1 protein-coding gene (only partly in view) is annotated in these 13,317 nt (G+C 67.8%); it reads right to left on the reverse strand.

From position 1 onward, the window contains the following. Window positions 1–13,317, reverse strand: partial view of a non-ribosomal peptide synthase/polyketide synthase gene (locus ACIBG0_RS31420; RefSeq protein WP_397037507.1) — the 3' portion only. 30,543 nt of this gene lie beyond the right edge of the window; 13,317 of the gene's 43,860 nt are visible here — the last part of the coding sequence; its start codon lies off the right edge, out of view — the gene reads right to left on this strand; the stop codon is at window positions 1–3.

Genomic DNA, 13,317 nt, shown 5'->3' on the forward strand with positions numbered 1-13,317 from the left:
TTATTCGATGACCACGATCCGCACGTCCTCGTCCGCCGCCTCGGTCGACTCGCCCACGGTGACGAACCAGTGGCTGACCTCACCGTCGGCCAGGTCGTCCGCGATGTCGTCCGCGCCGGGCAGCACTGACAGTGCACCGGATATTGCCGCGGTCAGGAACTCGAGCAGGGCGGCTCGGCCGGAGATGGCGGTGGTGAAGGTTGTCGATTCGTAGTCGATGTCGTATTCCGAGCGGACCTGTTCGGCCTGCTCGAGTGCCTCGGTTTGGCTGAACGCACGGGTGGTGCCGTCGGCCGCGAGGACTACGAAGGCCGGGTGTTCCTCGGCGAGCGGGCGGACCCGATCGGCGTAGGAGACCGGGTGCGATGCGGCCGCGGCCAGTTCGGCTCGGATTGTCGGATCGCTCGGTACCAGCCAGTTGATCGGGCCGTCGGTCGGTTCCAGGGTGATACCGAAAACGGCTCCGGCGGTGGCCATTTCGGTGGTGGACAGGTCACCGGCGAACAGGCATGCGGCACCGGCCTTTTGGATAGCCCAGACCGCGACCACCGCATCGACCGAACGCGGCAGCGCCAGGGCCACCACATCGCCTGGTCCGGCACCGTGTGCGATGAGCACCCGGGCCAGTTGCGAGGAACGGCGATCCAGGACGTGGTAGGCGATTTCGTCACCGTCCGCCAGCAGCGCGGGCGCCTCGGGATCCGCCTCGACCACCTCGGCGAGCACCTTCGACACCGTGCGCGCACCGACCCGGCCCACCGGTTCCGGTGCGGGCGCCGTTGCCGCGATACCGGATTCGACGAGCAGGCGGGCCCGCTCATCGGTATCGAGGATATCGATATCGCCGACCAGCCCGGCCGGATCGCCGGTCAGGGCTTCCAGCACCCGAATCAGCCTGGTGGACAGGGTTTCCACCTCATCGGCGCTGAACCGGCTGATGAGGTACTCGAACGTGAATTCGAGGGTGGACTCCGCGGTCACCTGCAGGGTGAGCGGATAGTGCGTCGCACTGTCCACACCGACATCGGTCACCGCCATGCCGTCGATCGAACTCGCCGCGGCGATCGCCTCCCGATCGATCGGGTAGGACTCGAATACCAGCAGGGTGTCGAAGTGCGAGGCGATTCCGGCGGCCCGCTGGATATCGGACAGACCGACGTAGTGGTGGTCGAGCAGCTCGGCCTGATCGCGTTGCAGCTTCGCGAGCTGATCGTCGATGGTCGCGCGGTCATCGATGCGCACCCGCACCGGGAGCGTATTGATGAACAGACCGACCATCGACTCCACGCCGGTGAGTTCGGCGGGCCGACCCGACACGGTGGCGCCGAACACCACATCGGCGCGGCCGGTGAGCCTGCCGAGCAGGATGCCCCAGGCCGCCTGCACCAGAGTGTTGACCGTGATGCCGAGTTCGGCACAGTGCTTGGTCAGCTGGCGGGTCCGGTCGGCGTCGATCTGGGTGATCAGTTTGGCGGTCTCGTAGGTCTCGACCGTCCGTGCGGGCGCGGCCAATTCGGTCGGTTCGGTCGCACCGTCGAAGGCATCGGCCCAGACCCGCAACGACGCGTCCTGATCGCGGGTGGCGAGCCAGTCCAGGAAGTCGCGGTAGGAGGAGACCTGCGGCAGTGCCGATTGATCGCCACGCGTCGCGTAGAGCACCAGCAGATCCCGCATCAGCAGCGGCATCGACCAACCGTCGAGCAGCACATGGTGCGTGGTGATCGCCAGCGACCATTCCTCGGCCGCGGTGCGCAACAGCGTGTAGCGCACCAGCGGCGGGGTGGCCATGTCGAAGCGCTCGGCGTGGTCGGCCTCGATCCGGCGACGCAGTTCCTCGGCCCGCTCCGCCTCCGGCAGTTCGGTGAGATCGACGACGCGCCATGGCACTTCGACCCGATCGAGCACGACCTGCCGCACCTGTCCGGTGGAGTCGGTGACGAATGCGGTGCGCAGATTCGGGTACCGATCCAGGATCGCCTGCGCGGCCGCGTTCAGCCGTGCCACATCCACCGTTCCGCCCAGTCGCACCACCGCCTGAATGGTGTAGACGTCCAGGGTGGCCGTGGTCATCAGCGCGTGGAAGAGCAGACCGGACTGCAGCGGCGAGACCGGCCAGACATCGTCGAGGCCCGGGTAGGTCTGCTCCCACAGTTCGATGTCGGCCTGGCCGACCTGCACCAGTGGCAGATCCGATGGCGTATGGCCACCGGCATTCGGCCGCTGCGCGTGCTCGGCCAGCGCGGTGAGCGCGGCAACCCACAGCTCCGCCAACTCCTGCACCTGCTCCGGGGACAGCAGCCCGACCGGGAACTCGAAGGTGGCGAGCAGCCGCGGACCATCATCCTCATCGCCGACGGTGACCGCGATATCGAGCGCCCCGTTCGCGGGCATGGTGGCATCCCGCTCGGTCTTGATCGCCGCTTCCTGGTACCGGAAGCCCACCTGACCCGCCGGCGGCAGTTGTGCACCCACCCCGTCGGCTCCGCCGGCTGCCACCCCCCCGAGCAGCAGACCGTGGCCGACGCCCTGATCGGGCACCGCGAGCAGCTGTTCCTTCACCGACTTGATGAGCGCACCCGCGGCAGCGCCGCCGTCGAACGCCTCGGCCAGATCGATCCCGCCCAGCGCGAGCCGGGCCGGGTAGACGGCTGTGAAAGCACCGACGGTGCGTGACAATTCGGCACCGCGGACCGCGGCCCGACCGTCACCGTCGAGCCGGATCACCACATCCGATCCGTGCTCTTCGCCGCGCCAGCGCACCAGTGCCATGGCCAATGCCGACAGCAGCCCGTCCGGCACCCGGCCGTGGAACCGCGCCGGAACCGTGGTGAGCAGTACCTCGGAGATATCCGTCGGCACCTCGATGCGCACCCGTCGCGTGGTGGCGACGGTATCCAGCGCAGGATCGAAGGCCCGCGCGCCGAGCAGCGGCTCGGGTGTGGCCGAAACCTCCTGCCAGAACGGCAGTTCAGCGGCGTGGCTATTCGCCTGCTCGGTCAGGCCGTAGGCCCAGCGCCGCAGCGAGGTACCGACCTCCGGCAGGGCGACCTGCTCGTCGGCGATCAGATCGAGCAGATCGCCGGTCAGAATGCCGAGGGACTTCGGATCGGCCGCGAATCCGTGCACCACGACCAACATGAAGTTGCCGCCGTCGAGCCGCTCGGCGGTGCAGCGCACGAACTGCGCCATCACACCGTTGGCCGGATCGAGGCGATCCGCGGCGGCCGCGCGTTCGTTGTCGGCGCGCCGCATGAGCTCGTCATAGCCGTAGTCGTCATCGAGGTCGGTATCGAAAGCGACCTCGTGCACCAGCGCATCGATATCGACGGCACCGCGCTCGAGCGCTTCGAATTCCCAGACCTGCTCGACCCGGCGCAACCGAGTGCGCAGCGCATCGTGCCGGTCCACCAGTGCGGCGATCGCCGCACGCAGCCGATCTCCGTCGAGTTCGCTCGGCAGTGCCACCGCCGTCTCATAGGAGAAGCGCTGGTAGGCAGGGCCGCTCGCCAGCACCGCGGCGATGCTCGGCGGCAGCGGGATCTCACCGATCCCCCCGCCGGGCAGCTCCGCCATGGTCGCCTGCCGCAGATCCGCGGCCGAGGTCGCGATGGCGGCGAGGCCGGCGACGCTGCGCTGGTCGAAGACGTCGCGCACGGAGAACACCACTCCGGCCGTCTTGGCCCGCGATACCAGCTGGATCGACAGGATGCTGTTACCGCCGAGTGCGAAGAAGTCGTCGTCGGCGCCGATTCGTTCGATACCGAGCACATCGGCGAACACACCGGCCACGATCTGCTCGACCGGGGTGACCGGCGCGCGGAATGCGGCCTGTTCGAAGGTGGGCTGCGGCAAGGCGTTTCGATCGAGCTTGCCGTTCGCGTTGAGCGGCAAGGCGTCCAGCGCCAGGAAGACGCTCGGCACCATGTACGACGGCAGCTCCGCGGCCAACGCCGACTGCAGCGCGTCCTTATCGAGTTCACCGGTGGTCGCAACCACATAGGCGACCAGGCGGTCACCGAGTGCCGGATCGGTATGCGCGAGCACCGCGGCCGAGCTGATCGAGGTCTGGCGAAGCAGCGCCGCCTCGATCTCGCCGAGTTCGATGCGGAAACCGCGGATCTTCACCTGGAAATCGGTACGACCGCGGTACTCCAGCTCACCGGCGGCGTTCCATGCCACCAGGTCACCGGTGCGGTACATCCGAGCACCGGATTCGAACGGATCGGCCACGAACCGCTCCGCGGTCAGATCCACGCGCCCGAAGTAACCGCGTGCCAATTGCGCACCGGCCAGATACAACTCACCCGAAACACCCACCGGCACCGGACGCAACCGCGAATCCAGCACATACACCCGGCTGTTCCACTCCGGGGCACCGATCGACACCGAGCCGGTATCGGCATCGGTCACCTCGTGGTTGGTGATCGAGACCGCGGCCTCGGTCGGACCGTAGAGGTTGAACAGAGTAGCCGCGTTCGACTCACGGAACCGCTGCGCCGTCGCGGCGGGCAGCGCCTCACCGATGGCGAGTACCCGACGCAACGACTCGGGCAGCTGCCCGTCCGATTCGATCAGCAGGGCATCCAACATCGACGGCACCACATGCAAGGTGGTGACGGTGGTATCGCGCATCAGCGTATTGAGGTAGGTCGGATCGCGATGTCCGTCGGCGGACGCGATGACCAGTCGGCCACCGGAAACCGCCGCCGACCAGAACTCCCACACCGAGAGGTCGAAGGTGGCCGCGGTCTTGAGCAGGACCGCGTCATCAGCACCGAGACCGAATTCGCTCGTCTTCCACAGCAACTGGTTGACGATTGCCGCATGCGGCACCGCGACACCCTTGGGACGACCGGTCGAACCCGAGGTGAAGATCACGTATGCCGTATTCGCCGGACGCAGTGGCGCGATCCGCTCCACGTCGGCGATCGGCGCGTCCGCGAGGTCGGCGAGTGCGTCCATCCGAACGACGTCGGTCACCGAGCTCTGGAAATCGGTGTCGGCGTTGGTCAGCACACACAGTGGCCGAGCGGTGTCGAGAATGTAATCGGTCCGCTCACCGATCTGATCCGGATCCAGCGGCACATACGCGCCACCGGCCTGGGTCACCGCGTACATCGCGACCACCAGGTCCACCGAGCGGCGCAGTGCCAGCGCCACCCGTGCCTCCGGTCCGACACCCAGCGAAATCAAGTGCCGGGCAAGCTGATTCACCCGAGAGCCGAGCTCGCCATAGGTTATGGCGGTGCCGTCGTCGCCGACCAGCGCCACCGCGTCCGGCGTGGTCGCCACGGTTCGATCCAGCAGCGAGGCCAGCGTCGCGGACGAATCCACCTGCCGCGCCGTCGCATTCCAACCGGAGACCAGTTCGCGGCGCTCGTCCACGGCCATGATCTCGAGATCACCGACGGCCGCGCGCGGCGCCGCGATGATCTCGGCGAGCACGCGTGCGAAGCGGTCGGCGAAGCCACGGACGGTATCCGGGTCGAACAGGTCGGTGGCGTAGGTGAAGTACCCACCGATACCGGACGGAATTCCGTCCTCGTCGTAGCTGTCCGCGACGATCAGATGCAGATCGAACTGCGAGAGCTGGGTGTCGATATCGAATCCGGCCACGGTGAGTCCGGGCAGTTCCAGCGTGGTACGCGCCAGGTTCTGGAACGACAGACCCACCTGGAACAGCGGATGGCGCGCCTGCGACCGGACCGGGTTCAGCACCTCGACCAACCGCTCGAACGGCACATCCGCATGCGCGAACGCCTGGATATCCGTCTCGCGCTGGCGTCCGAGCAGCTCGGTGAACGGCTCGCCGCGATCCAGCTGGGTACGGAACACCAACGTGTTGACGAACATGCCGATCAGATCGTCGAGCACGGCCTCACCGCGGCCTGCCATCGGTGTACCGATCGCGATGTCATCGGTGCCCGAGAGCCGCGAGAGCAGTACCGCGAACGCGGTGTGCACAACCATGAACAGCGTCGCACCCTCGGCCCGGGCCAGCGCGACCAGCTCACGATGGGTTTGCGCGTCGATGCTCAGTTCGACCTTGCCGCCCGTGAAGGACTGCACGGCCGGACGCGGGCGATCCGAGGGCAGATCCAGCTGATCCGGCACATCCGCCAACGCCGACTGCCAGTAGGCGATCTGCTTGGCGGCCAGCGACTCCGGATCGTCCTCGCTGCCGAGCAGCTCACGCTGCCAGATGGAGTAATCCGCGTACTGCACCGGCAGCGGCGTCCACGTCGGGGCTTCGCCGACCGAGCGGGCAGCGTACGCCGTCATCAGATCCCGGGTCAGCGGGCCCATCGACGAACCGTCACCGGCGATATGGTGCACGACCAGCACCAGCACGAACTCATTCGGGGCAGGAGCCGAGCCTGCGGAGCGACCCGAGGACACAGCGGTGGATGCGTCGGTCACCTGGAACAGCTCGACCCGCACCGGCACCTCGGCGGTGACGTCGAACGGCGCCGCCATCACCGCGATCACCGTGGATTCCAGCTCCGCGGCCGCGATCGGCCGCAGCGCCAGCGCCGGAACAGCCTGCGCCACCGGCAGAATCACCTGTGCCGGGGCACCCGCGGTCTCCGGGTACACCGTCCGCAGGATCTCGTGCCTGCCGACCAGATCCGCCATGGCCGCCCGCAGCGCGTCGACATCCAGCGCACCGGTCAACCGGACCGCGATGGGCAGGTTGTAGGCCGCCGACTCGGTGTCGAAGCGGTTGAGGAACCACATCCGCTGCTGTGCCAGCGACAACGGCACCGGATCCGGCCGAGGACCGGCGACCAGCGGCCGCCGCTCGCCAACGCCGGACAGCTGCTCCAGCTTCACCGCCAGGGCCGCCACGGTCGGCGCCTCGAACAGCGCGCGCACCGGCACCCGGCCGCCGATCGCGGCACTCAGGCGGCCGACCACCTGGGTGGCCACCAGCGAGTTGCCGCCGAGGGCGAAGAAGTCGTCGTCGGCGCCCACGCGCTCGATACCGAGCACATCGCCGAAGACGCCCGCCACGATCTCCTCCACCGGCGTTGCCGGGGCACGGAATTCGCGAGTGGTGAACGTCGGTTCGGGCAGCGCCTTGCGGTCGAGCTTGCCGCTGGAATTCAGCGGGAAGGCATCGAGCACGACGATGGCCGCCGGAACCATATAGCCCGGAAGCACATCCGAGACCTCGGCCAGCAGTGTGCGCTGGTCGATCGACTGACCCGGTGCGGGCACCACGTACGCGACCAACTGGTCGCCGAGTGCCGACGCGGCCACCAGCGCCACCGCCTGGCTCACCGCGGCATGTGCCAGCAGTGCCGTCTCGATCTCGCCGAGCTCGATCCGCTGACCGCGGAACTTCACCTGGAAGTCGGTGCGCCCCAGGTATTCCAGGCGATGACCCGCATCGGCGGGTTCGCGCCAGACCACCAGGTCGCCGGTGCGGTACATCCGCGCACCGGGCGCGAACGGGTTGGCCACGAAGCGATCCGAGGTCAGATCCGGACGCGCGACATAACCGCGGGCCAGCTGATCGCCAGCGAGGTACAGCTCACCTGCCACACCGGCGGGCACCGGACGCAGCCGCGAATCCAGTACGAACACCTGGGTGTTCCACTGTGGCAAGCCGATCGGCACGGTGCGCACATCGGTCTCGCCCGCGGGCCAGTAGGTCACCGACACCGCGGCCTCGGTCGGGCCGTACAGGTTGTGCAGCACCGCATCCGACACGGCGCGCCACGCCGTCACCGTTTCCGGCGGCAGTGCCTCACCGATCACGAACACGTCCCGCAGCGTCGGCAGCGAGCCCGCGGCCAGCTGTGCGGTGAATACCGTCAGCATGGACGGCACGAAGTCGGTGACCGTAACCCCATGCGCGGCAATCGCATCCGCCACGTAGGCGGGGTCGCGATGGCCGTCGTGGGTGGCGACTACCAGCTTCGCGCCCGCGCGCAGCGGCATGAAGTAGCCCCACAGCGACACGTCGAACGTGGTCGCGGTCTTCTGCAGGTACACGTCATCCGGGCCGAGCGGGTACTGCGCGAGCATCCACTCGATCTGGTTGTTGATCGCCGCGTGCGATACCGCGACGCCCTTGGGACGACCGGTCGAACCCGATGTGAAGATGACGTAAGCCGGGTTGTCCCGGGTGACCGGGCGCAGCAACTCACCGGGTTCGATCGGAGCGGAGGAGAACCCGCCCAGCTCCAGCGAATCCAGTTGCAGCACCGGAATGTCCGCGGGCACCGGCACGGCGTCGGACGCGGTAGTCACCACACACGTGGGCTGGGCGGTGTCCAGGATGTGCGCGATCCGCTCCGCCGGATGATCCGGATCCAACGGCACATACGCGCCACCGGCCGCGACGATCGCGTACATGCCGACAACCAGATCCAGCGACCGCCGAACGGCGAGGCCGACCAGCGACTCGGCACCGACGCCCTGCGAAATCAACAGGCGGGCAAGCCTGTTCACCCGCTCGTCGAATTCGCGATATGTCAGCGACGCGGAGCGACTCGATGCGGGGTCGTGCTCGGGCGACGGGTGGGCCAGTTCGGCACCTTCGAACACCACCGCGACGGCGTCCGGATGCGCCGCGGCGGCGCGCCGGTACCCGTCGAGCAGCAGCTCGGGCCGCACCGAATGCGCGGTGGCGTTCCAGCCATCCAGCATCCGTTCCCGCTCGACCGTGGTGAGCAGCTCGAGATCGCCCACCGCCGCACGCGGCGCGTTGATGATCTCGCCGAGCAGTCTGGTGAACCGGTCCGCGAACCCTTCGACCGTGCTCCGGTCGAAGAGGTCGGTGGCGTAGGTGAAGACGCCAGCGATGCCGGCGGGCGCCCCGGACTCGTCGTACAGGTCGGAAAGAATCAGGTGCAGATCGAACTGGGAGATGTGGGTATCGAAATCCACACCCGAGACCGTGAGATCCGGCAATTCCAAGGTCGTCTGCGCCAGGTTCTGGAACGACAGGCCCACCTGGAACAGCGGATGGCGCGCCTGCGACCGCGCCGGGTTCAGCACCTCGACCAACCGCTCGAACGGCACATCGGCATTGGCGAACGCCTGGATGTCTGTTTCGCGCTGCCGCCTGAGCAGGTCCGCGAACGGCTCGGCCGAATCCAGCCGGGTACGGAACACCAACGTGTTGATGAACGTGCCGATCAGATCGTTCAGCGCCGCCTCACCCCGGCCCGCCATCGGCGTACCGATCGCGATGTCGTCCGTGCCGGACAGTCGAGACAACAGCACGGCCAGTGCCGTGTGCACGATCATGAACAGCGTCGCACCCTCGGCCTGTGCCACACCGCTGAGCCCGCGGTGGGTATCGGCGTCGATGCGCACCTCGACGGTGCCACCGGCGAAGGACTGCACCGCGGGCCGCGGACGATCGGCGGGCAGATCCAGCTGCTCCGGCAGATCGGCCAGCGCGCCGCGCCAGTAGGCGACCTGCTTGGACATCAGCGAATCCGGATCGTCCTCGCTGCCGAGCAGCTCGCGCTGCCAGATGCTGTAATCCGCGTACTGGACCTCCAGCGGCGCCCAGTTGGGTGCCACACCGGCCGAGCGCGCCGCGTACGCCGTCATCAGATCACGCGTCAACGGTCCCATCGAGGAACCGTCACCGGCGATGTGGTGCACGACCATCGCGATCACGTATTCGGGAGCCGAACTTTCGGTGTCGATCTCGAACAACCGCACCCGCACCGGCACCTCGGCGGTGACATCGAACGGCGCCGAAATCAACTCGACAACGGCGGATTCGACCTGATCGGGCGTGACCGTCCGGACGTCGAGCTCCGGAATCGCCTGTCCCACCGGCAGAATCAGCTGCACCGCACCCGACTCGGTCTCGGGGTAGATGGTGCGCAGCACCTCGTGCCTGCGCACCAGATCCGCGATGGCGGCGCGCAGTGCGGCCACATCGAGCGCGCCGGTCAACCGCACCGCGATCGGGACGTTGTAGGCGGCGGACTGGGTGTCGAAGCGGTTGAGGAACCACATCCGCTGCTGCGCCAGCGACAGCGGAATACGTTCCGGCCGTGGACCGGCGACCAACGCATGCCGTCCGCGCCCGTCGGCCTGCTGTTCCACCCGGATGGCCAGTGCGCCGACGGTCGGGGCCTCGAACAGCAGTCGAACTGGAACACGGGTATTCAGCGCCGCGCCGAGGCGGGCCGCGACCTGCGTCGCGAGCAGTGAGTTGCCGCCCCAGGCGAAGAAGTCGTCATCGAGACCGAGCCGCTGTGCCTGCTCTCCGGAACCGAGGTGCAGCACCTCGGCGAAGGTGTTCGCGACGATCTCCTCGATCGGGGTCACCGGCGCGCGGAAGACCGCCTTCTCGAAGGTAGGCTCCGGCAAGGCCTTTCGATCCAGCTTGCCGTTGGCATTCAACGGCAGCGCATCGAGGGTGAGGAAGACCGACGGCACCATATAGGACGGCAGCTCGGCGGCCAATGCCGCTTGCAGCCGCACGTTGTCGAGCTCATCGACTTCGGGCACCACATAGGCGACCAACCGGTCACCCAGGTTCGGATCGGTGTGTGCGAGCACCGCGGTGGCCGAAACCTCGGGCTGGCGCAGCAGCGCCGCCTCGATCTCACCGAGCTCGATCCGGAAACCGCGGATCTTCACCTGGAAGTCGGTGCGACCGCGATACTCCAGTCCGCCGTCGCTGTTCCAGGCGACCAGGTCACCGGTGCGGTACATGCGCTCACCGGTCCGGTACGGGTTGGCCACGAAGCGATCCGCGGTCAGGTCAACGCGTCCGAAGTAACCGCGCGCCAACTGCGCACCGGCCAGATACAACTCACCGGAGACACCGACCGGAACCGGACGCAGCCGCGAATCCAGCACGTACACCTGGCTGTTCCACTCCGGCGCACCGATCGGCACCGAAACGGTGTCGGCATCGGTGACGGTGTGCGCGGTGATCGACACCGCGGCTTCGGTGGGGCCGTACAGGTTGAACAGCTCGGCCGCGTTGTCCCGCCGGAATCGCTGCGCCGTCGTCGCTGGCAGCGCCTCACCGATCGCCAGCACCCGCCGCAACGACTGCGGCAGACGGCGAGCGGATTCGGTGAGCAGCGCGTCCAGCATCGACGGCACCACGTGCAGCGTCGTGACGCCGGTGGAGCGCATCAGCTCGTTGAGATATGCGGGATCACGGTGACCATCGGCATCGGCGATGACCAACCGGCCACCGCAGACGGCGGCCGACCAGAACTCCCACACCGACAGGTCGAAGGTTGCCGCGGTCTTGAGCAGCACGGCGTCGTCGGTACCGAGGCCGAATTCCGCCGTCTTCCACAGCAGCTGGTTGACGATCGCCGCATGCGGCACCGCAACGCCCTTCGGCTGGCCGGTGGAGCCCGACGTGAAGATCACGTACGCGGTATTGGCCGCCGCCAGCGGCCGCAGCCGGTCACCGTCGGAGATCGGACCGTCCGCGACGCCGGACAGATCCAGCTCGTCGATCGACACCACTTCGGCAACGGTGCTGCCGAAATCATCGCGACCGGTGGTCAGCACGCAGACCGGTGCCGCGGTGCGCAGGATGTACTCGGTGCGCTCGGCGGGCTGATCGGGATCGATCGGCACATACGCCGCACCCGACTTCGCCACCGCGTACATCGCGACCACGAGATCCACCGAGCGTCGAATGGCCAGCGCCACCCGGTCCTCCGCGCCGACACCGAGCGTGATCAGGTGCCGCGCCAGGCGGTTGACCCGGTTGTCCAACTCGGCGTAGGTGAGCGTCGTGTCCTCGGCCACCAGCGCCACCGCATCCGGGTTCGCCGCAACCGTGACGTCCAGCAGCGACGTCAGCGTGGTCGAGGCGTCGATGTCGAGCGCGTGCGCGGTGTCGTTCCAGGCACGCAGAATTCGCGTGCTCTCGGCGGGCGAGAGCAGATCGATCTCGCCGACCGGCACGTCCGGATCGGCCAGTACGGCATCGAGCACCAAGACGAAGCGGTCGGCGAAGCCCTGCACCGTCGCCTCGTCGAACAGGTCGGTCGCGTAACCGAATTCGGCGACGATCTGGGCGGGCGTACCGTCCTCGGCGTAGCGGTCGTACAGCGTGACGTGCAGATCGGTCTTGGCCAGCTGCGAATCGAAGTTCACCGCGCTCACCGACAGGCCGGGCAGCGTGAAGGTGGTCTCGGCCAGGTTCTGGAACGAGAGTCCGACCTGGAACAGCGGGTTGCGCGCCGTCGAACGCTCCGGGTTGAGCACCTCGACCAGTCGCTCGAACGGCACATCGGCGTTCGCGAATGCCTCCAGGTCCCGCTCGCGCACATCGGTGAGCAGGTCGGCGAAGGTATCACCGGGCTCGATGATGGTCCGGAACACCAGGGTGTTGACGAACATACCGATCAGATCGTCGAGTTCGCGTTCACCACGACCCGCGATCGGGGTGCCGACCGCGATGTCGTCGGTACCCGACAGTCGCGAAAGCAGTACGGCCAGCGCCGCATGGGTGACCATGAACAGCGAGGCGTTATTGGCCCGCGCCAGCTCGTGCAGTTTGGCGTGCTTATCCGGTGCGATCTCGAAGCGAATCGCCTTGCCCTGGAACGACTGCGCGCGCGGGCGCGGCCGGTCGGCGGGCAACTCCAGTTGATCGGGCATGCCCGCGAGCGCGGACTGCCAGTAGGCGACCTGCTGTGCCGCGAGCGATTCCGGATCCTCCTCGGAGCCGAGCACCGCACGCTGCCACAGCGCGTAGTCGGCGTACTGCACCGGCAGCGGCTGCCACTGCGGGATCTCACTCTGGGCCCGTGCCACATACGCCGCCATGACATCGCGGGCCAGCGGACCCATCGACGAACCGTCGGCCGCGACATGATGCACCGTGAAGGCCAGCACATGCTCCTGTTCGGCGAGCCGGAAGAGCCCCACCTTCAACGGCACCTGCACGGTGACATCGAAGGTGGTGAGCGCGAATTCGATCACCGCGGCGACCAGGTCCGACTCCGAGATATCGGTGACGGTCAGCTCCGGCACGGCCTGGTCGGCGGGCAGGATCACCTGGTGTGGGCCACTGGCCGAACTCGGGTAGGTGGTGCGCAGCACCTCGTGCCTGGCGAACACATCGCCGAGCGCCTGCTCCAGCGCCGCCACATCCAGCGCACCGGACAACCGCACGGCGAGCGGGATGTTGTCCACGGCCGAGGTGGTGGTATCGAACTGGTTGAGGAACCAGTAGCGCTGCTGCGCGGGCGAGAGCGGAATCCGGGCCGGGCGCTCCCCCGCGACCAGCCGCGGCCGACTGCGGCCGGATCCGGCATTGTGTTCGGCCTTGGCCGCCAGCGCGGCGACCGTCGACGC

Source organism: Nocardia sp. NPDC050630 (genome assembly GCF_044457245.1).
Lineage (GTDB): Bacteria > Actinomycetota > Actinomycetes > Mycobacteriales > Mycobacteriaceae > Nocardia.